Here is a 21822-nt window from a genome sequence, read left to right on the forward strand (position 1 = left end):
TGCCGCTGCGGCCAGAGGGGATGCGCGCGGCATGACGGCGCGCGCCTTCGCCTCGGCGGGACTGGTGGCGCTGGTCTTCGACGGGCTGCGGCGGCAGGGCATCGCGCCGCCGGAGCCGCCGCCGGGACCAGGCCTGCGCCACGCGGCGCCGCCGCTGGTCGCGCATGGGCGCAAGCGGGACCTGCTCTCGGCCGTGATGGCGCGGCACGGACCCGTCGTGCTGCTGCGCATCGGCGAGGCGGTGGCCGAGCAGGGCTTTCAGCCGATGCTACACGCGCTGTTGCGCGCCCGTGGCCCGGCGGACCTGATCGGTCGCTGGCTGCGGCTGGAACGCTACGCGCATTCGCACCACCGCACCGAGGTCGAACGGCTCGACGACAGCGGCGCGGTGCTGCGCCACGTCTCCACCGACGGCGTCCCGCCCTTGGCGGCGGAGGATCTGCTGGTGCTCGGCGTGTATCTGGGCCTGCTGCGCGCGATCGGCTGCCGCGACGTGGAGGCATGGGTCGTAGGTGACCGCGTCGCCCTGTCCGATGGCTGCTGGGACGGCGAGGCCGCTGCACGGGCCGTGGCGACCGGCGGCACCGCCAACTGGCGGATCGCCTGGTCCGGATGGAGCCCGATCCACCCTGGAACGCCGCCCGCCGGAACTGCCGACCCGCAAGGCGCGCCGGACATCGCCCTCGGCGACTGCGCCGAGGCGGCCGCCCTCGCACGGCTGCTGGCCGAGGATCCTGCCCGGCATCTTGCGCTCGCCGAGGCCGCGGCGGCGCTCGACCTGTCGCCGCGGGGCCTGCAGCGGCGGCTTGCCGCGCACGGCCTGACGGCGACGGCGGTGGCGCGCGCCGTACAGGTGCGCCACGCCTGCGCTTTGCTGGCCGGCAGCGACGAGCCGCTGCCCGCGATCGGCTATGTCTGCGGCTTCTCCGACCAGGCGCATTTCACGCGCACCTTCCGCCAGCGCGTGAACATGACGCCGGGCGCCTATCGTGCGCTGCTCAGGGCAGGTGGCGGCCCGGCCGCCGCGTGAGTGCGGGCGGGCCTCGGCGGGTCAGTCCAGCTTGGGGTGCGCGCCCATCGGGACGGACCGCGGCGATAACCCTGTTGGTGGTGCCGAAGGTCGATGCCGATGGCGGGGCGCATGGGCGGGCGTGACCGGAAAGTTGCGCGGTAGAGCCCGCTGCCGGCGCTGGGCTGGCAAGCTCGCTGGCCGTGCCGCCGCACCGACCAAGGCCTTGTGTCCAGCTCCAACGGCCGGCCCCGTCGGAAACGTCGGACCACCAAGCACACAGCGTGAATCGACCCGAAGCGGTCCTCCTGCCGGGCTCGGGTTCAGATCCCTCCGGTGTCGGGCCAGGACGCCGCGGCATCTTGCGTCAGCATGCCGCGGGCGCATCAGCGTGCCGGGGCTGTTCAGCGCCGCCGACCAACTTCCGCCGCTGCCATGCCGCGAGTGTCTCGCGGGCACCGTTGCGTGCCGGGTCAAGCGCGGCGTCATGGCCCGGACTGCGTTCGGAGAGTTCGACGACGTAGCCATCGGGATCGCGGAGATAGGCCGAGTGGATGATGCCGTGGTCCACCGGGCCTCGCACCTCGACGCCTGCGGCGCGCGCGCGCTCGATGAGCGGGCCTAGCGCGTCCGGCGCGACCTCGAGCGCCACGTGCAGGTCGAAATCGTGCTGCGCGCGGAACTCGAAGGCTTGCTCCGGCGCCTCGAAGAAGGCGAGGAAGCTGCCGTCGCCGAGGCGGAAGAAGGTGTGCAGCGCCCGCGTGTCATCGATCGCGATCGCCTTCACCAGCGGCAGACCGAGCAGGTCCTCGTAGAAGCCCCGCGTCGTGGCGGTGTCGCTGCAGCGGAAGGCGACGTGATGGAAGCCGGTGATCGCGCCCATGGCGGCCGTCACGCAGCGTCGGCGCGGAGCTGGTTGCGCCAGGCATCGAAGCCGGCACTGGCGGCCGCCCATGCCGGACGCGCGCGCATCGCGGCGATCCAGGCCACGACCCGCGGCCAGGGCCCCATGTCCCAGCCCACCAGCTCGGCGGTCGTCGCGTAAGCCACGCCGAGGTAGTCGGACAGGTCGGGCTCGGCCCCGCCCAGGAAGGGGCCCGCCCCGGCAAGCATGTGCGCGTCGAGGATGCCGAACAGCCGCTCGGACTTCCGCGTCGCCCGCGCGAGCGCTTCGCGCTGCATGGCCGGGTCCGCAAAGCCGTAGTCAGGGAAGAGCTGCGCATAGACGACGCCGTAGCCGAAACAGCGATAGAAGCCGGTGTTGAACCAGTCCATGCGGGCATTCACCTGCGCCCGCGCGCGTGGCTCCGCCGGCCAGGCCGGGTGCCCGGCGCGGTCGGCGAGATACTTCAGGATCGCCGAGCACTCCGTGAGCAGGAAGCCGTCCGGTTCCTCGAGCAGCGGGACGAGCTGGTTCGGGTTCTTCGCGGTGTAGCCGGGGGCCAGGTGCTCGCCGGTGAAGAGGTCTACCGGGACGAGCTCCAGGGGCAGCCCGGCCTCGGCGGCGAACATCACGATCGGACGGCAGGTCGTCGAGCCATCGAAATAGTGGAGTTTCATGAAAGGCGGTCCTCACGGGGTTCTTTCTCGGCGCAGATGACACGACCGGAGGGCGGGTCCTCAATCCGAGAGGTTGCAACCTCGTTCGGCGGAAATGCAGAATAAGGGACATGCGGGATTGGGATGACCTGCGGCACTTCCTCGCGGTGGCACGGGCCGGGAGCACCCTCGGAGCTGCGCGCTCGCTCGGGGTGAACCAGACCACCTGCGCGCGGCGCATCGCAGCGTTGGAAGCGACGACACGCACACAGCTCTTCGAGCGCCGGCGCGCGGGCTACCGGCTCACCGAGGCGGGGGCTCGGCTGCTCGTTTTGGCTGCGCGGGTGGAGCGGGAGGTACGCGCGCTGGAGGGGGCGCTCGAGGCGGAGCGGCGCATGCTCTCCGGGCGGCTGCGAGCAACGACCAACGAATCGATCGCCAATGATGTGCTGACGCCCTTCCTCGCGCGCTTCCGAGAGGCCTATCCGCGGATCCGGGTCGAGGTGACGATCACGGACCGCACGCTCGAGCTCGCCCGAGGCGAGGCGGATGTGGCACTGCGGGCCGGACGCCAGCCGGAAGCCGTGGGCGTGGCGGTGCGCCGCATCTGCCACCTGCCCTGGACGATCTATTGCGCGCGCGACTACGCGCTGCGGCACGGCGCCCCGACGAGCCAGGCGGAGATCGCAGGCCATGCGGTGATCGGCGGCGAGGGCAACGTGGCCGACATCGCCGGCGTGCGCTGGCTGGAAGAGGCGGCACCTGGCACCGAGGTGGTCTCGCGGAGCGGCAGCCTGACGAACATGACTGCGGCGGCGGTGGCGGGGCTCGGGCTGGCGGCGCTGCCCTGCATGATCGGCGATCGCGAGCCTGCCTTGCAGCGCTGCTTCCCGCCCGTGCCCGGGATCGGCGGCGACCTCTGGCTCGTCGTGCGGGAAGAAGCGCGCGAGGTGCCGCATGTGCGCGCCTTCCTCGATTCGCTGGTCGCCCATCTGGGCGCGGTCCGCTCGATGCTTGAGGGATCCGCAACGGGATGACTGACGCCGCCCTCCAAGGTCCCGGGCCCGGCGAAGGGTGAGCTTGCAACGAGTACCGCCCCAAGCGCCCGCAACCGATGCCGCGTGAGGACGCGGGTGCCGATGCCGCCCAGCACGCGCCCCATGCGGTGTTGCCGTCGAACTGGGAAGCCCGCGCGTCGCAGCATCGAGCAGGGCCGCGAGAAGCAATCCGCCGGAAATCATCAGCAGCGTGCCGGCGGTCTGCCAAGCCAGAAACGCGGCCGAGGCTCGCAGCCATCGCTGCGTCGTGCTCGGCATCGTCGACGACATGGCGGAGACGCTGCGGTGGTGGCTTGTCGGCCAAGTGGTCACGATCGTCGTGGTTGCCCTGTCGATCGCGCTTGCGCTCACTGCACTCGGCACGCCGGGCGCCCTGGTTCTCGGCTTGCCGGCGGGCCTCCTCAACTTCATTCCATACCTCGGAGCCTTCGTCGGCGCCGTCCCGATCGCACTTGCCGCCTCATCAGAGGGGAGCACGATGGTCTTCTGCTCGGCATGCAGATGCTGATGGGAACGCTGGTCGGCGCCGTCGGGATTGCGCTGGCGGCTCCTCTTCAGGCGGCGCTTCGCGTCGCGGTCGTTAGGATCTCGGCGGGCGACGCGGACCAAGCCTGGGGATCGCTGCGACAGGACGGCCTTGCGAGACGCAAAGCCTACTTGCCTGTCTGTCTCCCCGCGAAGAAGCCGCTGATCAGCGACAGGGCGAGAAGTTCGATCGGCGACAGTTCTCGTCCCACCCGCAGCGCGGCGATCAGCGCCATCTGATCCTGCGGGGTGCCCGTCGCGGCCAGCGACTGCAACAGTGCCTCAAGATTCTCGTTGGGATTCTCGTTGGGCGCCGGCACCGCAGGACGATGGCGTGATGACCTGGCATGCCAGCGTGCAAGCGCGCCACCGACCATGATCGCGACCATCCCGTAGGCGGCAGAAATCACGCCCGCCGCGAAGACAGGTCCTTCCGACGCGCTGAGATGCGTGTAGGCGGCGAATGTGCCAAATCCCAGGCTCAAGGTCGCAAGCAGCATCACCGCTTCGGCGCCGATAACGCCAATTAGGAAATCGCGCGGGTGCCAATCCGCAACGGCAAGCAGAAGGCGGTGAAGCCCACGCAACATGAGCGATCAGTGCCGCAAGCGACTCATCATGCCGAGCGCCATACCGACACCGAAGGAGATCAGTATGGCCGTCAGCGGATTGCGTGCAATGCTGGCCTCGACCTCATCGCCGGCGGCGTTGACGCGCGACTTCACGTCGTCTGTCGTGGTAGCAAGCTTGACCTTTGCGTCGTCAATGGCACTTGCGACGTGTCGGGCAACTCCCTGCGCCTGGCTCTGCAGCAGAGCGCTGATGGACTCCGACAGGCGCGCAACGTCCTCTCGCAGTGCGACTAGATCCGCCGCGATGTCTTCGCCGGTACCTTCTGAAGTCTTGGTCATGACATTCTCCAGCTATCGGGGAGATATGGCGTCCCCCCGCCGCGCCATGCAGACACAATGCACCGTGAATGGTCAGTCCGGCTGTATGCGCGTGATCTTGGATCCGTTGATCGACAGCGAAGCCATTAGCCCCTGTTGGCTGAAGCTGATCGCATAGACCGGCTCGGTCAGTGTCGTTGAGGTGATGTTAGCCTGGAGACCGTGATCGAGCGCCACGACCGTTGGGCCGGTGCCAATCTCCCACCCACTCGCAGCATCGAGTGCAGCGCGCGCGGCATCCGTCATGAAGAACATCGCGAGGCCGGCAACCTGTGCGCCGATGGTGAATCCGAAGGAGGCGCCGGCAATGTTGTAGTAGCCGAGCGTGCGGTCGCCCGCGATCAGCGCGCCCTGACCGTACTGACCTCCGACGATGAAGCCACCGCTGAGAATACGCGGGAACACCAGGATGGCCTTGGCGCCGGCAAAAAGCGGGCGGGTGTTCTCCTGCGCGCGGAGAGTGCGCAGCGCGTTCGCGACCTCACCATCGATCTCAGCACGTGAGGCGGCCTGCGCCGCACGCGGTGCCAGGCTCAGCAGGCCGGGCGCCATGGCGATCGCAGCTCCAATGGGGAGCAGGCGTCGGCGGGTGGTCTCGGTCATGTCGTCCTCCTGAGGGATGGCGTGGGCACCTTCCGAATGGCAGGGGGGCCGCCCTGCCAGTCGTCCCGGCGAAGCGCGGAAGCATCATCTCCGCATTCGCGCAGGACCTGATGACAGCATTGCTGCGCACATCTGCATCCATGTGCCATGATGCAGATCAAGCTTCACGGCTGCTTCGTACCTGTCGTCGCCTTCGCTTTCCGGGACGCTGATCGTCTCAAGCAGCGGAGGGACTCAGCTGAACCCGCTGCACCGAGGGTCTGTCCTTCCTCCCGCAGCGGGATGGCCGGAGCAGACGCCTTCGTACCGCGAGGCAGTCCTGCAAATGGCCCGGACGGCGCAGCACGACCTGTCTTGGCCTGCGTTGTTCCTCAGCCCTTGAGTCCTTCAACGAAGGCCGAGAAACCCGAGAATGACGAGCACGATCACCACTGCGCCGACGATGTAGACGATGTTGTTCATGGCTGATCCTCCTGTGTGCGGGCGAGGCAACTTTCGCCTTGAAAGAACTCTAGCCGTCATCGCTGACTGGCACCGTAGGCCCGTGGCCCACGGCGACGGAACGTGGAAGCCATTCAGCGGTCTCACGCGAGCTCGTTGCTTGAGGATTGGACGAGTTTCCTCCTCGTGACGCTCATCGGTCGCGACCCGACGAAGCGGTGCCCATCCGCCGCGCCATGCCGCTTCGCCTCGAGACGACGCCGGGCTCGTTGGGTAGCCGATTGTTATGAAGCACCAAAAAATCGCTGCTGTAATTGATATATATCAAGGTGCGTAATCGTCGGAACGTCCATATGGAAACACGTCGTTCGGCCGTGTCGCCTGATCACAGTGATCGCGCTCCAGCGCAGCCGAATTCTCACGCTAGCGTCGAGCAGGAGGGCACTTCATGACGTGCTTCCGACTTCTCGCGGCTGGGCTGCTGGCTGTCAGTGCCAGCGCCTGCGAGCAGCGACAGACCAGTTCCGCCAACCCGCCCGGCACGGCGGCTACGCGAGCAATGGACCGAGCTGCCGGCAGCAATGTCTCCGGCGCTTACCCGATGCAGTCGCAAGGCGTGCAGGGTAACCCACCCGGCACGGCAGCCGAACGCGCGGTGGACCGCGCGGCCGGCACCAATGTCTCCGGTGCCTATCCGATGCAATCCGAGGGCATGCCCGGCAATCCGCCTGGCACGGCCGCGGAGCGCGCGATCGACCGGGCAGTCGGGACGACCGGAACCCGTTGAGACGAGGAGGCGGCCACGCGCTCAACGCAGCTTGCCATCATTCTCGCCGGTTTCGGACTGGCCGCCTGAGAGGGGATGACCGCGACACAGCAGAACGTTGGCATCGGCGCTCTAGGCGGTGCCGCCGTCGGCGGCGTCGCAGGGTCCTTCGGCGGCAACGCCAGGATGGGTGCGCTGCTGGGCGCGGGTGTCGGTGGTCTCGGTGGCTACCTCCACGATCAGTTGCAACGTTCGCGCCGGACCTACCGCTAGCGAACTCACAAGCACCGTGACCGAGGTGGCGAAGATCGGTCGGCGTGCCAGGACAGCCGCAGGGCAGCTTGCCTCGGCACGAACGCTAGTACCGACACGTGCGTGTCATATGGAGAAGAAGCCATGTCACTTGGAATGATCCTGCTCATCATCCTGGTCATCGCCTTGCTCGGGGGCTTCTCCGGGGTGGTCGGCGGCTACGGCTATGGCTTCGGCCATAGGGGCGTCGGCGTGCTGGGCACGGTGCTGATCATCGTTCTCATCCTGGTGCTGCTTGGCCGACTCTGAGCCGTTGCATCGCGACAATCGGTGGGCGTGTCCGCCGGTGCACCTTGCACCGGCAGCACGCGCACGATGACGCGACCGCCAGCTCTCCAGCCACAAGCACACGTCATCATCCGGAGCGGCCAGCGCGTCTCGCTCCTCGAACTGAAGGCGGGCAGCGGCATGAATCGCAGTCTTCTCTTTGTCGTGATCGGCCTGCTCGGTATCGGTGCCGGGGTCCTCGGCTATTGGCTTTACCAGACGCAGCGCCAGCCCGGCGTCGACATCAGCATTGGTCCGCGCGGCGTAACCATCCAGGGGAGATAGCCCTGTGGGCCGCCGATGCTTGCGCGCCAACCGCGCCTGGGGAGATGCCGGATGAGCCGCCTTCGCCTGCACCCGGAGAGTCACCTCGTTGACCGCATCGGATGGTTGCGAGCGGCGGTTCTTGGAGCCAACGACGGCATAGTCTCCACCGCCAGCCTGATCGTGGGCGTCGCCGCAGCGGCCGCAACGCAAGCCGATGTCCTGCTCGCAGGCATCGCGGGTCTGGTGGCTGGCGCCATGTCCATGGCGGCCGGCGAGTATGTGTCGGTCAGTTCGCAGTCCGACACCGAACAGGCCGACCTCGCGCGTGAAGGCGCCGAACTGCGAGACAACGCCGAGGCCGAACAGAGCGAACTTGCGGCGATCTATGTCAAGCGCGGCGTCGAGCCTGGCCTTGCGCGGCTCGTCGCCGGGCAACTGATGGCGAAGGACGCACTTGGAGCGCATGCACGCGACGAACTCGGGATCTCCGCCAGCATGACGGCACGCCCTGTGCAGGCGGCGCTGACGTCGGCAGCGATGTTCGCCGTTGGCGCCGCGATGCCATTGCTCATGGTGGTGGTGGCGCCCGCCAGTATGCTGGCGGTGGTCGTCTCCGCGGCGTCGCTGGCCTTTCTCGCCCTTCTCGGCGCGATCGGGGCATGGGCCGGCGGCGCGAATGTGCTGCGCGCGACCGCCCGGGTCACGTTCTGGGGGGCGCTGGCCATGGCTTTGACCGCTGGAATCGGGAAGCTTTTCGGCACCGTCGTGTGACGTGCCGGGCCTGCGCGAGGTGCGGGGTTGGATTCCCCAGCCGTATCGCCTTGGCCCTGCGTCGCGGATCGCCGGTGCCAGGAAGAGGGTTCGATGATCACCATCGCGGAGCCGAGCCGTTCGCAGCGCTTCTTCCGTGACTTCGTCAAGATCGCCGGCCCCTACTGGGCAGGCCGGCAGCAGTGGCGACCGCGCCTGCTGGTGGCGACACTCGCCCTGCTGGTCGTCGCCCAGGTGGCGCTCGCAATCCGTCTCAACATCTGGAGCGCAGACCTGTTCGACGCCCTGGAACGACGCTCGACGGACGGCGCCATGGCCCAGATTGGTATCTTCGTCCTCATCATGCTCGGCACCATGGCGACGAATACGGCGCATCTCGTGGTCCGGCGGCGGCTGCAATATGGCTGGCGACGCTGGCTGACGGCGCGGGTCATCGGCGATTGGATGGCGGATGCGCGGCACTACCAGGCCGACCTCATCCCGGGCGATCATGCCAATCCCGACGGGCGGATCGCCGAGGACATCCGCATCGCGACCGAGTTCGCCATCGATCTGGCCAGCAGCATGTTCTACTGCGTACTTCTGCTGGTAAGCTTCGTCGGTATCCTGTGGTCGCTGTCGGGCTGGATCCGCGTGGCGAGCCTGGATGTGCCAGGGCATCTCGTCGTGCTTGCAGTCGGCTATGCCGGAATGGGCGCCGTCGTCGCCTTCCTGCTTGGTCGGCCCCTGGTGCGCGCCACCGATACGCGGCAGACAAGAGAGGCTGAGTTCCGTTTCGGTTTGGTGAGAGCGCATGAGAGCGGTGAGCCGATCGCCGTCGCGCGCGGCGAACCCCTGGAGCGCGAACGCCTCCAGGCGGTCTTCGAGACCATCGGGCCATCCTGGCGCGACCAATCGCGGGGCTTGGCACGGCTGATCGCCTTCTCGTCCGGCTACGTGACTCTGGCCGCCGTGCTTCCCATCCTCGTCGGGACGCCGCGCTTCCTCGAAGGCACGCTCTCCCTCGGCCGCCTGATGCAGTCAGGACAGGCCTTCCAGCAGGTCACGGCCGCCTTGTCGTGGCCTGTCGACAACCTGGCCACGACCGCCGCATGGCGCGCCTCGGTGGAGCGTGTGCTGATGCTCGACGAGGCGGTCCGCATCGTCGCCGCGGAAGCCGCACGCAGGGGGGAGACCGCGATCAACCTGGACCGCGTGCCGACATCGCGGCTCGGTGTCCGGGATCTGTGGATCGCGGCACCCGACGGCACCGCGATGCTCTCCAACCTGAACCTGACGGTGGAGCCGGGCGAGCGGGTCCTGGTGGATGGCGACTCCGAGGCAGCAAGCGCGCTGTTCCGCGTCCTCGCCGGCATCTGGCCTTGGGGGAGGGGCCGGGTGGATCTGCCAGGCGACGCTGGATTGATCGCCGTCGGCCCCTGGCCTTTCCTGCCGCAAGGATCACTGCGCCAGGCGCTCGCTTTTCCGGAGCCGGCCGACCGCCACGATGAAACGGCGCTGCAGGGCGCTCTGGACAGCGTGGGCCTCGCGCATCTCGCGCCGCGTCTCGACGAAGAGGCGGACTGGGCGCGCGTTCTGACCGCGGCGGAGGTGCAGCGCCTGTCCTTTGCGCGGATCATCCTTCTGCGTCCGCGCTGGATCTTGCTGGGTAATGCGACGGATGCGCTGGACCCGGGCTCGGCCATCGCGATGTTGCGCCTCATCGCGGACCAGCTTTCGCAGGCTGGCATCATCCTGGTCGGGCGACAGCCCGGATCGGAGGACATCTTCAATCGACAGTTGACATTGGAGCGCGCGACGGACGGCGAGATCCTGCTCAACGAGGTCTATGAACGGCGCCAGACGGCGAAGGTGCCGCGCCCTCGGCCGCTCAGCGTGATCGATCGGCTGCGAGAGGGCTACGGGCGCTGATCCTGGCGGCAGCGACGCAAGCTGCAGCCGCTTCATGTCATGCGGATCGGCAATTCCTCGTTCGATGCTCGAGCGGGCGGAGCTCGGCTCCGCCCGATCAGATGCGCGGAGCCGTCGTCTGCACTACGGCTTCAGGCTGTCCTTGATGGAGCCAACGAGGTTCTGCGCCTTGCCCTCGGCCTTTTCGGCCTTGCCTTCCACCTCAAGCTTGGCGTCGCCGACGGCCTTGCCGACGGCTTCCTTGATGGAGCCCTCGACCTGCTTCGCCGATCCAATGATCCTGTTCTTGTCCACGACCTGTGTCTCCATGTTTGGCGCGACTGACGCCCAAGCGGCGCGAAGCGACGGCGGCCACCGAGCCCACCGACGACCGAAGGGTGTTCGACGCACCATCTGGACGAAGCCCTGGCGCGAACCGCCACGACGCTCATTGTTGTAGTGAACGCCGTGCGGAATTGCACTGGCGGTCGAATTTCTCACGCCGATTTGCGCGAACCATGACGCCCGACTGCAGAGATGCGCGGGACGTCCTCCATTGTTGCTCTGCGCCGCCGGCAGGGCCGCGGACCCTGGAGATGCAGACCCGTTAGGATCTGCCGAACATGACCGCGGGCACGGCGGCAAGCGTCGACGTCAGCGTGCTTTCACGCGGTGCAGAGAATTGGCGAAGGTCTCACTCGACACGAGTGTTGGTGGCGAGCGGCGGCTCGTGCGATCCCTTGGTCCGGCGGCCGAAGTGCCCGGAATCATCGCCCGCTCACGGCCGAGATACCGGCGCGGTGATGGCATAGTCTCGCGCGACTGGATGCAACCCCGGCGATAATCGTGGAGGAACCTCCCGGAACCGCAATGCAGATGACATGACCGTGCGCTCAAGGCCGAGGGGGTTCTGGCGCAACGGATACGGTGTAGGCATGATCGCGAGGGGTTGGCGGCCCGCACGACGCTGGGGTTCCTCAGCGATTTACAGCGGGAGACATTCCGCCTGGAGAATTTTTCGATGGTAAATCCCGAGACATTTCATGTCGTTGGAATCGGCGCCTCGGCCGGTGGCGTGGAAGCCTTGCAGACGCTGTTCCGCGCCATGCCCGACCCGCCGCTTGCCGCTGCCTTCGTTGTCGTCACGCATCTCGGCAGTGACCGGGACAGCGCCCTGCCCGAGATCCTCCGGACCTCCACCACCTTGCCTGTTGTCCCCGCGATGGATGGCGAGGTCGTGAAGTCTGGCCACGTCTATGTGCTGGCAAACGATTCATTGATCACGATCGTCGCCGGCCGGATCGCCCTGCGGCACCAGTCCCCGGAGGCGCCGCGCGAGCGGCAGCCCATCGACCTGTTCTTCGCTTCGCTGGCTGAAGACCAGGGCGAGCACGCGGTCGGGATCGTGCTGTCCGGCGGTGGCAGCGATGGCACCCTCGGCCTCAAGGCGATCAAGGAACATGGCGGCTTCTCGATTGCCCAGGGCTCGAACGGCACCGCGCCGCGCTATCCCAGCATGCCGGCCAGTGCCGCCGCTGGCGGCGCGGTCGACCTGGTGCTGCCGGCCGAGCAGATACCGGCACGTCTGGCCGCACTCGCCCGGCAGCATCAGGGGCTGGACGCCGTCGTCGATGATGATCGGAAAGGCGTCCGTACGGCAGAGGGCGTCACCGCGCAGGGGAGCATCTGCGAGATCCTTCGGGCGCGGATCGGGCACGACTTCTCTGGATACAAGAGCAAGACCTTCTTCCGGCGCGTGCAGCGGCGCATGCAGGTTATGCAGTTGCACGACCTCGACGCCTACATCGCCCTGCTGCGGCAGGACCCGGATGAGGCGGGTAAACTGTTCCGGGACCTGCTGATCAGTGTCACCGGCTTCTTCCGGGACTCCGAGAGCTTCGCCGCTTTGGCAAGCCGGGTCATGCCGGCCATCTTCGACGGCCGCGGCGCCGACGACACGGTGCGGATCTGGGTACCGGGGTGCGCGACTGGCGAGGAAGCCTACTCGCTTGCCATCCTGGCCACCGAACAGGCGGCTTCCCGCACTGACAGCCCACGGGTGCAGATCTTCGCCACCGACATCGACGACGGCGCGCTCGCGGTAGCACGCGGCGGCCGTTATCCGGCCGCGATGATGGCAGATGTCTCGCCCGAGCGGCTGGCCCGCTTCTTCGTGTCCGACGGCGCGACCTACGTCGTCTCGAAGGAACTGCGGGAGCTTTGTGTCTTCTCCTCGCACAGCGTCATCCGCGATGCGCCCTTCTCCCGCATCGACATGGTGTCCTGCCGAAACCTGCTGATCTACATGGGCGGCCAATTGCAGGAACAGGTGATCCCGCTGTTCCACTACGCGCTGCGTCCGGGTGGCTTCCTGTTCCTCGGCGTGTCCGAGACCGTGAGCAGGCATGCCGAGTTGTTCGCGACGGAGGACAAGGTCCACCACATCTACCGTCGCCGCGACACGCCCGCGCCCGGCTTGCCGCTTCAGATCAACACCGCGGCCCCAGGTGCGCAGCGCAACTGGCAGCCGGCGTCGCCATCGCGCCGGCTGCAACCTGGAAGCGCTTCCGACCTCCGTCAGATGGCCAACGCCATCGCGGCCGAGCAGCTCGCGCCGCCCCATCTCCTGGTCAACGCCGATGGCGACATCGTCTATCAGTCTGCGAATCTCGGAGCGTTCCTGGAACCGTCCCCCGGAGTACCAAGCCGGCACCTGCTGTCGGTGGCACGACGCGGCCTGCGGTTGGATCTCCGCGCCGCCCTGCGCGAGGCAATCGAGAAGCGCCGGCGCGCCCAGCGACCGCGGGTCGAGATGGACCTTAACGGAACGAGCCGATCGGTGACTTTGACGGTCTTGCCACTGCCGCAGCGCGACAGCTTCGACGCGCTGTTCATGGTCGCCTTCGCAGAAGCGGAGCCGGCGACGCCGAGGCCGGACATGGCGGTGCCGCCAGGCGCAGATCTGCAGCATGCGCAACTCGTCGAGCCGCTCGAAAGCGAGTTGCGGGAGACGCGCGAGCGGCTGCAGTCCGCGACTGAGGAATACGAGACGGCAACCGAGGAGCTGAAATCCGCCAACGAGGAGATGGTGTCGGTCAACGAGGAGCTTCAATCGATCAACGAGGAGCTGGAGACCTCGAAGGAGGAGCTGCAGTCGGTGAACGAGGAGCTGCGGACCAGCAACCTCGAGCTGACCAGCAAGATCGAAGAGCTCGACCGCGCGAATGCCGATATGCGAAACCTGTTCGAGAGCACGGAGATCGCAACCCTCTTCCTGGATCGGCATCTGGTGATCAGGAGCTTCACGCCGGCGGTGACTGGAATCTTCGACCTGGTCGCGACCGATCGTGGCCGGTCGCTCACCACCTTCGCGAGCCATCTGGACAAGGTCAATCTCTGGCAGGACGCGCAGCGGGTGATGAACGGCAGGTCGCCGGTGGAGCGGCGCGTCACCGCCCACGATGGCATTGCCCACTACCTCATGCGCATCCTGCCCTACACGACGGCGGAAGGCACCGTGGACGGTGTTGTCGTGACCTTCTTCGACGTTACCAAGGTGGTCGAGGGCGAGGTCCTGGCGACCCTGGTGAAGGAGCTGAACCACCGCGTCCGCAATGTGCTGCAGGTGGTCTCCGCTATCGCCAAACACACCTTGCGGCGGGCCACCAGCCTGGAGGATTTCGGCAAGACCTTCGGCGGACGGATCCAGGCCTTGGCCGCCGCGCATGAGTTGGTATCGCGTGGCGGGTGGCACGACGTACCCTTGCTCGACCTGATCGAGAAGGAGCTTCTGCCTTACGCGACACGACCCGGCCGCCTCGTCACACAGGGCGCGCCGGTGTGGCTGAAACCCAAGGCCGCGCTGTCGCTCGGAATGATCCTGCACGAGATGGCAACCAACGCTGCCAAGCACGGTGCGCTGTCCGCAGAAGGCGGCAGTGTGTCGGTGACCTGGGGAAAGGAGGACATCAACGGAGCGGCACACCTTGTCCTCCGCTGGCTGGAATCAGGTGGTCCGAATGTGACGCTGAACCCGGAACGGCGTGGCTTCGGTTCCGAACTGATCGAACGGCAGTTGCGTCACGACCTGAAAGGCAAGCTGGAGGTGGACTTCAATGAAGCGGGACTGCGCGCCATTATCGCCCTACCAATAGAAGTCCTCGCGGACGGTGGGCATGATGCGTCAGCGCTGGCTGCAGGCAGCAATGATGCATGAACTCCGTGCAGGCTCGCTCTGCTCCAGTATCGGATGTTTGGACGACCTTCTGCGCTTGCTCGGCGCGATGTCCGCGGGGGCCTAGGGCGGTTCGAATCCGGGTGCACTCCCTCCCGGCAACGCTCCGAATTCCAGGGCTGGCTCCTGTTGCGCCGCGCAACCTGGAAAGATTAATGGGCTTGGTCCTGGACCGGATGATGCGGCGCGAAGGGAACACGCCACAGGGCCTAATGAACCAAAAGATAGAATAAATGAACAACGAATTCTAATGATTTAATCAACACGCGTTGTTCTTCCGGGTGCTTGCGAAAGATCATACGTTTCCGCCCTCCCTCTTCCCCAGATGCTGGGCGTCACTGGTGCGCTAGGGAGAGATGCGATGGCCAATACAACGATCGGATCTGGCAAGAACCCGCTCGTCCTCAGAATCAGCCAGGATGCCTACAACGGTGACGCGCAGTATGCGTTGGTCTTGGACGGCGTTCCGGTCGATGGCGTGCTGACCGCCTCCGCGCTGCATAGCAGTGGGGAGACCGACATCGTCACGGTTTATGCCGATTTGCTCCCGGGCAGACATAGCGTCGATGTGCAGTTCCTCAACGACCGCTGGGACGGAACCGCCGACACCGACCGTAATCTCTATGTCGAGGGCATCACCATCGATGGACTGGCTGTGCCGGACAGCAGCGCTGCCATTTACTGGGACGGCACACGCAGCTTCGACTTCACCGAAAGCGGTCCGCCGACGCCGACCAACTTGAACATCGGCGCTTCCACCGCGCCCAACCTGCTGCAACTGCGCCTCAGTGAGGACCGCTACCTGGGCGACGCGCAATACATCATCAGCGTCGACGGTCATCAGATCGACGGGATACAGACAGCGACCGCGCTGCACTCGCTCGGTCAGCAGGACGTCCGCTCGGTGCTCGGCCCCTTCGGCCCCGGGCCGCATGTGGCGACGGTGACCTTCCTGAACGACCGATGGGACGGCACCGCCTCGACCGACCGCAACCTCTATGTCGAGGGCATCACCGTCGATGGCTTGGTAGTGCCGGACAGCCACGCTGCGCTCTACGCCGGCGGCTCGGTGGATTTCTCCTTCACCGGCCCGCCCATCACTATCAGCCAGCCGATCGGCAGCGGGCCCGACTCCCTGGTAATCAAGCTGAGCGGAGATTTTTACAAGGACTTTGCCAAGTACACAATCGCAGTAGACGGCGCGCCGATCGACGGTATCCTGACCGCCGGCGCCTACCATTTCACCGGCCTCAGCGACACGCTGACGGTGCACGGCAATTGGGGCCCGGGCGCGCATACCGTGACGGTGAACTTCGTCAACGATCTCTACGACGGCACCGCGGCGACCGACCGTAACCTGCATGTCGATGGCATTACTTACAACAACGTCCAACAGCCGAACGGCAGCGCCACGCTCTACGCCGCCGGGCCGCGCGACTTCGACTTCTTCGACCCCAGCCCGTTGCTACCGGTCTCACACAGCTTCGGCACCGGGCCCGACCAGGTGGCGATCCGCATCAGCCAGGACGTCTATCTCGGCTACGCCCAGTACCTGGTGCGGCTGGACGGCGTACCGATAGACGGCGCACAGCAGGCCAGTGCCTTCCATGCGCTGGACATGGGCGATGTGTTCGCCATCAACACCACGCTGGCTGCGGGCCAGCACCATCTCAGCGTGGAATTCTTGAACGATCTGTGGGGCGGCACGCCGGGCACAGACCGCAACCTCTACGTGGACGGCGTCATGGTGAATGGCGAGCGGCTCGTTGGCGATACCTCAGCGCTCTACGCAAACGGCACCGCCGACTTCATCTTTGGAGCCTAGCAGGCTGCTGAAGTTCGGGCTGACTGCTTGGCTGTGGACGTGATTGGGTCTTGTGGCTGGGCGGCCGGGTCGGGGACGCTCATGGCGCTCGGCACGCCGGCCTTGCGCCCCGTCACGGTAGATGCCGTGTTCGCTGTCGAGTGCTACGCAGCGCCGTCAATCTGCTGGAGCATGCCGGATGGCAGACCGGGACGGCGGAATGATCGGTTTTGAATCGAACAACGGAACAGGGAAGCAGCGAGGGATCAGTCTGCGGTGGCGATGCGGGGGTCGAGCCGCCTTCCCGTCTTCAGCACGCCGAAGGAGAGGACCAGGATGTTGAGCATCGCCGCCACGACGCCTCACCTACGAGTGCTGCGCCCTGCCTCGCCGGCGTAGCGTTGCGCACGGTTAGGTGACGCAGCCGGCGCGACGCGTCTCACGGCGCCCGGCGAAGGTTGGTGACGTGCTCCCCGCTTTCCTACCGCGGATAACTTGGATCCGTTCTCCGTTTTCCCCTGATCGGGACCGTGGTGGATCGGGCTGAGGGCGCGGAGCCCTCGAGTAGCGCAGCGCCCTCGGCCCGATCCTTCGCAGGGGCGCTGTATCTCGCGAACTCCTCCGGCGTCAGGCCGCCGAGGCTGCCATGTGGCCGGACCCGGTTGTAGTCCTCCCCCCAGGCCTCGATCAGCCGACGCGCCTTTGCCAGCGAGCCGAACACGTGCTCATTCAAGCATTCGTCCCGCAAGCGGCCATTGAAGCTCTCCACGAACGCATTCTGCTGCGGCTTGCCCGGCGCGATGTAGTGCCATTCGACGCCACGCTCCTCCGCCCAGCGCAGCACCGCCACCGAGGTCAGCTCCGTGCCGTTGTCGCTGACAATCATCGCGGGCAGGCGCCGCCCGGCCACCAGGCGCTCAAGCTCGCGCACCACCCGCGTGCCGCTGATCGACGTGTCCACCACCGTCGCCAGCGCCTCGCGCGTGAAGTCGTCCACCACGCACAGCACCCGGAACCGCCGACCATCGGCCAGCGCGTCGGCGACGAAGTCGAGGCTCCACCGCTGGTCGGCACCCTGCGGCAGCGTCATCGGCGCCCGCGTGCCCAGCGCGCGCTCGCGCCCGCCACGCCGCCGCACCGACAGCCGCTCCTCGCGATACAGCCGCCAGATGCGCTTCAGGTTCACGACCGCGACCTCCCGACGCAGCAGGATCGCAAGTCGCCGGTAGCCGAACCGGCGCCGCTGATTGGCCAGTTCGCGCAGCCGCTTCCGCAACTCCGCGTCCCTGCCACCGGCGCGCTCATACCGGAACGCCGAGCGATCCACCCCGATCAGCCTTCAGGCCGCCCCTTCGCTGTAGCCGTGCTCGCGCATCACGCGCTCCACCGCCCGAACCGCGCCGCAGGCCCGATCAGTTCTTTCTCAGCCGTTCCAGCAGCACCGAGTTGTCCATCACAGCCTCAGCCAGCAACTTCTTCAGACGCCGGTTCTCGTCCTCCAGCCGCTTCAGCCGCGACGCCTCCGACGGCTTCAGGCCGCCATACTTGGCCTTCCAGTTGTAGAGCGTCTGGTTGCTGATCCCGTGCTTCCGGCACAGATCCGTCGCCGACCGCCCCGCCTCGTGCTCCTTCAGCATGCCGAGGATCTGTCCCTCGGTGAACCCGCTCCGTCGCATCGTCCTCTGCTCCTCGACGGATCCAACTTATCCATGGTTGGAACCACGGGGAGCACGTCATTCCCACACCCAAGTGGAACAGCGCATAGTGTCTTGCTTGCGGCCGTACCCCCGGCGGCCGCACGACTGCTGCCTATGATTTCGCCGTCACCGCCAACCTGCTGGATCTCGGCGTCGAGGAATACATCGACCCCGAGGCCCAGAGCCCGGGCACCATCAGGTTCGGCGGCACCCAGATCGTCTTCGCCGAGGACAGTTAATGAGCTTCACCGGCACGAATCTTCCGAACACGGCCTCCGGCGGGAGCGGCGCCGACACTCTGCTGGGCGCCGCCGGCGCCAACACCAATCCCGCCGCCAACACCCCCGACGACGCCGATACGCTGAGCGGGGCCGGCGGCAACGACGCCATCTTCGGTGGCGCCGGCGCCGACAGCCTCTTCGGCAACGAGGGCAGCGACACGATCTCCGGCGGCAACGAGGGCGACACGATCACCGGTGGCGCCGGCGGCGACAGCCTGCTCGGCGGCGACGGGCTCGACCTGCTGAGCTACCGCTTCGACAGCGCAGCCGTCTCGGTCAGCCTCGCCTCCAACACCACCTCGGGCGGCGAGGCGCAGGGCGACAGCATCTCGGGCTTCGAGGCGCTGTTCGGCGGCGGCGGCAACGACACGCTGATCGGCGACAGCGGCGCCAACACCATCGACGGTGGCGGAGGCGGCGACAGCGTGGACGGCGGCGACGGGCTTGACCTGCTGAGCTACCGCTTCGACAGCGCAGCCGTCTCGGTCAGCCTCGCCTCCAACACCGCCTCGGGCGGCCAGGCGCAGGGCGACAGCATCTCGGGCTTCGAGGCGCTGCTCGGCGGCGGCAACAACGACACGCTGATCGGCGACAGCAACGCCAACACCATCGAAGGTGGCGGGGGCGGCGACAGCCTCTCCGGCGGCGGCGGGCTCGACCTGCTGAGCTATCAGAGCGACACCACGGGCGTCTCGGTCAACCTGGGCACCGGCGCCGCATCGGGCGGCCACGCGGCAGGCGACAGCTTCTCGGGCTTCGAGGCGCTGCTCGGCGGCCGCGGCGACGACACCCTGGCCGGCGATAGCAGCGCAAACACCCTCGATGGCGGCGCCGGCAACGACCTGCTGAGCTACCAAGGCGACACCACGGGCGTCTCGGTCAACCTCGCCCTCGGCACCGCATCAGGCGGCCAGGCGCAGGGCGACGTCTTCTCGGGCTTCGAGGGGGTGTCTGGCGGCAGCGGCAACGACACGCTGGTCGGCGACGGTGGCGCCAACACCATCGTGGGCGGCGGCGGCGCCGACAGCCTGCTGGGCGCAGGCGGCGCCGACCGCATCGATATCGGCAGTGGCGCCGCCACCGCCGATGGCGGCGCCGGCAACGACACCCTTCTCGGCGGCATCGGCAACGGTCCCCTGCTCGGCGGCGACGACGACGACCTGATCGTCGGGGGTATCAGCGGAATCGCCTATACGATGGACGGCGGCGCCGGCAACGACAGCCTCAACGGGAACAGCGGCGGCGAATCTCTGGTCGGCGGCGCCGGCAGCGACACGATCGTAGGCAATTCCGGCGCCGATACCATCGTCGGCGGGGCCGGCGGGGATCGGCTGGACGGCACCGGCGGCATCGATGTCCTCTCCTATGCGGGCGACACCGCCGGCGTGACGGTCAACCTCGGCAACCCGACCGGCCACACGGGCGGGGAGGCTCAGGGCGACAACATCACCGGCTTCGAGGTGCTGGTCGGCGGCAGCGGCAACGACAGGCTGACCGGCAACGTCACCGCGACCACCCTCTTTGGCGGAGCGGGCGCCGACACCCTCATCGGCAACGGCAACAACGACGTGCTGTTCGGCGGCACGGGCGCCAACACCGCCAGCGGGGGGGACGGCGACGCCGATAGGCTGGACGGAGGGGCCGGCAACGACACCCAGTTCGGCGAAGGCGGGAACGACCTCCTGCTCGGCGGGGCGGGCAATGACTGCATCTATGGCGGCGACGGCGTCGATACCGTGCAGGGCGGCGACGACGTCGACCTGATCGAGGGCGGTGCGGGCGCGGACAGCCTCGACGGCGGGGGCAGCGTCGACCGGCTCGACTACGCCTTTTCCTCCGCCGCGGTGAACGTCAACCTGGCGACGAGCGCGGCCGCCGGCGGCGATGCCGCGGGCGACACCTTCGCGAATTTCGAGGACCTCGGTGGATCCGCCAACGACGACACGCTGACAGGCAGCGCCGTCGCGAACGAGCTGGTGGGACGGGATGGCAACGATCTCATCGCCGGCGGTGGCGGCGGCGACAACCTTAGCGGCGGAGCCGGTGCCGACACGCTCGACTACTCGGCCTCGGCCGCCCCGGTGAACATCGTCTTCGATACAGGCGACGTCTTCACCGGCACGGGCGGCGACGCGCAAGGCGATTTCGGCGCGGGCTTCGAAGCGGTGATCGGCTCGTCCGGCAACGACACGATGCGCGGCTTCGCCTCCCTGGACGGAACCGGCCAGGAGATCCTGTCGGGCGGTGCGGGTGACGACAGCCTGGTGGGCGGCGGCGACAGCGATACGCTGATCGGCGGAACGGGATCGGATCTCCTTTTCGGGTCGGATGGCAACGACCTGCTCATCGCCGGGGGCGGCGACGTCGCCAATGGCGGCAGCGGCAACGACACGCTCGCCTTTGACTTCGACGGCGTGGTGACCATCGCCGGCTCGTTTGCCGACTTCACCTACACCGTGCCGGGCGGCGCCACCGGTCGCGGCCAAGGCATCGAGTTCATCCGCGACGCCTTCGGCAACGTGGTCACGGTGGCCAGCGTCTTCGGCACCGGCACCTCAGGCACGATCACCGTCGGGAGCACGCCCAGTACATCCGGCGCCGACAACGTCACGCTCTCCGGCGGCAACGACACATACCAAGGCCGGGGCGACGCGGACACGATCGACGCGCTGGACGGGAACGACTCGGTTTTCGGCGATGGCTCGGGCGGCGACGGCTTCGCCGGCAACCCCGCCGGCGACTCCATCAGCGGCGGTGCAGGCAACGACTCGCTGTTCGGTGGCGGCACCACCACGACGCCGGGCGGCTCGTTCGAGAATTCGGGCAACGACACGCTCCTCGGCGGCACCGACAACGACTTCCTCTACGGCTCCGACGGCCTCGACCTGCTGCGCGGCGGCGACGGGCAGGACACGATCGACGCCGGCAGCGGCGGTGACACCGCCTTCGGCGATGAGGCCGGCGGCGCGTTGCCGGGCGCGGACAGCATCCTCGGCTTCGACGGCGACGACGTCCTCTTCGGTGGCACCGGCGCGAATACCGCCACCGGCGGCGCAGCCGACGGCGACACGCTGATCGGCGGCACGGGCAACGACCTGATCTATGGCGAGGGCGGCAACGATTCGCTCGCCGGCGGCGCCGACAACGACACGCTGGATGGCGGCGCGGGCGATGACAGCCTGGAGGGCGCCGAGGGCAACGACAGCGCCGATGGCGGGGTTGGCAACGACACCGTCGCCGGCGGCCTTGGCGACGACACGCTGCTGGGCGGCGGCGCGAATGACAGCCTGTCCGGCGGCACCGGCAACGACCGCCTGCTCGGCGGCACGGAGGCCGACATCCTGGATGGCGGCGCGGATGGCGACACGCTGGATGGCGGCGGCGGCAACGACAGCCTGCTCGGCGGCG

General features: G+C 67.6%; 18 protein-coding genes and 1 pseudogene. 12 read left to right on the plus strand and 7 right to left on the minus strand.

Features of this window, described 5'->3' with window-relative positions; all coding sequences use genetic code 11:
* Positions 1–1030 (plus strand): helix-turn-helix transcriptional regulator (locus tag OZN99_RS07590; protein ID WP_270934597.1); only part of this gene is annotated, 1030 nt, incomplete at its 5' end.
* A 346-nt stretch (positions 1031–1376) separates the two neighbouring features.
* On the opposite strand, the gene OZN99_RS07595 is transcribed toward OZN99_RS07590, so the two are convergent.
* Together OZN99_RS07595 and OZN99_RS07600 are read right to left on the minus strand one after the other, a co-directional pair.
* Positions 1377–1892: a VOC family protein gene (locus OZN99_RS07595; RefSeq protein WP_270934598.1), complete on the minus strand. Its 516-nt coding sequence runs from the start codon at positions 1890–1892 to the stop codon at positions 1377–1379.
* Between the two features lie 8 nt (positions 1893–1900).
* Positions 1901–2569, minus strand: coding sequence for a glutathione S-transferase family protein (locus OZN99_RS07600; protein WP_270934599.1), 669 nt, complete (start codon positions 2567–2569; stop codon positions 1901–1903).
* 110 nt (positions 2570–2679) lie between these two features.
* Between OZN99_RS07600 and OZN99_RS07605 the strand changes: the two genes are divergently transcribed.
* Both OZN99_RS07605 and OZN99_RS07610 read left to right on the plus strand, forming a co-directional pair.
* Complete coding sequence (locus OZN99_RS07605) at positions 2680–3585, plus strand: LysR family transcriptional regulator (protein ID WP_270934600.1); 906 nt, start codon at positions 2680–2682, stop codon at positions 3583–3585.
* Between the two features lie 211 nt (positions 3586–3796).
* Positions 3797–4114, plus strand: a complete 318-nt coding sequence (locus OZN99_RS07610; RefSeq protein ID WP_270934601.1) for an AI-2E family transporter — start codon at positions 3797–3799, stop codon at positions 4112–4114.
* A 145-nt stretch (positions 4115–4259) separates the two neighbouring features.
* Here OZN99_RS07610 and OZN99_RS07615 read toward each other — a convergent pair whose 3' ends face one another.
* The 3 genes from OZN99_RS07615 to OZN99_RS07625 all read right to left on the minus strand — a co-directional run bounded on the left by OZN99_RS07615 (position 4260) and on the right by OZN99_RS07625 (position 5684).
* The gene (locus tag OZN99_RS07615) at positions 4260–4721 is read right to left on the minus strand and encodes a hypothetical protein (RefSeq protein WP_270934602.1); all 462 of its coding nucleotides are present in this window, start codon (positions 4719–4721) and stop codon (positions 4260–4262) included.
* 6 nt (positions 4722–4727) lie between these two features.
* Positions 4728–5042 (minus strand): DUF883 family protein, encoded by a 315-nt coding sequence (locus tag OZN99_RS07620; protein WP_270934603.1) that lies wholly within the window; start codon positions 5040–5042, stop codon positions 4728–4730.
* Positions 5043–5114: 72 nt separating this feature from the next.
* Positions 5115–5684, minus strand: a complete 570-nt coding sequence (locus OZN99_RS07625; protein ID WP_270934604.1) for a lipid-binding SYLF domain-containing protein — start codon at positions 5682–5684, stop codon at positions 5115–5117.
* An 889-nt stretch (positions 5685–6573) separates the two neighbouring features.
* On the opposite strand from OZN99_RS07625, the gene OZN99_RS07630 reads away from it, so the two are divergent.
* The 6 genes from OZN99_RS07630 to OZN99_RS07655 all read left to right on the plus strand — a co-directional run bounded on the left by OZN99_RS07630 (position 6574) and on the right by OZN99_RS07655 (position 10419).
* Positions 6574–6912 (plus strand): hypothetical protein, encoded by a 339-nt coding sequence (locus tag OZN99_RS07630; protein ID WP_270934605.1) that lies wholly within the window; start codon positions 6574–6576, stop codon positions 6910–6912.
* Between the two features lie 75 nt (positions 6913–6987).
* A complete protein-coding gene (locus OZN99_RS07635; protein ID WP_270934606.1) occupies positions 6988–7164 on the plus strand; it encodes a YMGG-like glycine zipper-containing protein in 177 nt (58 codons plus the stop codon).
* Positions 7165–7287: 123 nt separating this feature from the next.
* Positions 7288–7452 carry a DUF3309 family protein gene (locus OZN99_RS07640; RefSeq protein WP_270934607.1) on the plus strand — a complete coding sequence of 55 codons (165 nt, stop codon included), beginning with the start codon at positions 7288–7290 and terminating at the stop codon, positions 7450–7452.
* 66 nt (positions 7453–7518) lie between these two features.
* Positions 7519–7755: a flagellar basal body-associated FliL family protein gene (locus OZN99_RS07645; protein ID WP_270934608.1), complete on the plus strand. Its 237-nt coding sequence runs from the start codon at positions 7519–7521 to the stop codon at positions 7753–7755.
* Between the two features lie 51 nt (positions 7756–7806).
* Positions 7807–8508 (plus strand): VIT1/CCC1 transporter family protein, encoded by a 702-nt coding sequence (locus OZN99_RS07650; protein ID WP_270934609.1) that lies wholly within the window; start codon positions 7807–7809, stop codon positions 8506–8508.
* Between the two features lie 93 nt (positions 8509–8601).
* Positions 8602–10419 carry an ABC transporter ATP-binding protein/permease gene (locus OZN99_RS07655; protein WP_270934610.1) on the plus strand — a complete coding sequence of 606 codons (1818 nt, stop codon included), beginning with the start codon at positions 8602–8604 and terminating at the stop codon, positions 10417–10419.
* A gap of 123 nt (positions 10420–10542) precedes the next feature.
* Here the strand turns inward: OZN99_RS07655 and OZN99_RS07660 are convergent, their stop codons facing one another.
* Complete coding sequence (locus OZN99_RS07660; protein ID WP_270934611.1) at positions 10543–10713, minus strand: CsbD family protein; 171 nt, start codon at positions 10711–10713, stop codon at positions 10543–10545.
* Between the two features lie 634 nt (positions 10714–11347).
* Between OZN99_RS07660 and OZN99_RS07665 the strand changes: the two genes are divergently transcribed.
* Both OZN99_RS07665 and OZN99_RS07670 read left to right on the plus strand, forming a co-directional pair.
* Positions 11348–14614 carry a CheR family methyltransferase gene (locus OZN99_RS07665; RefSeq protein WP_270934612.1) on the plus strand — a complete coding sequence of 1089 codons (3267 nt, stop codon included), beginning with the start codon at positions 11348–11350 and terminating at the stop codon, positions 14612–14614.
* 379 nt (positions 14615–14993) lie between these two features.
* Complete coding sequence (locus tag OZN99_RS07670; RefSeq protein ID WP_270934613.1) at positions 14994–16457, plus strand: carbohydrate-binding domain-containing protein; 1464 nt, start codon at positions 14994–14996, stop codon at positions 16455–16457.
* Positions 16458–16917: 460 nt separating this feature from the next.
* On the opposite strand, the pseudogene OZN99_RS07675 reads toward OZN99_RS07670, so the two are convergent.
* Positions 16918–18112, minus strand: a pseudogene (locus OZN99_RS07675) (IS3 family transposase).
* 259 nt (positions 18113–18371) lie between these two features.
* Here OZN99_RS07675 and OZN99_RS07680 point away from each other — a divergent pair.
* The coding region (locus OZN99_RS07680) for a beta strand repeat-containing protein (RefSeq protein ID WP_270934614.1) at positions 18372–21822 on the plus strand (3451 nt) is incomplete at its 3' end.

It is taken from the genome of Falsiroseomonas oryzae, assembly GCF_027856955.1.
Taxonomy (GTDB): domain Bacteria; phylum Pseudomonadota; class Alphaproteobacteria; order Acetobacterales; family Acetobacteraceae; genus Falsiroseomonas; species Falsiroseomonas oryzae.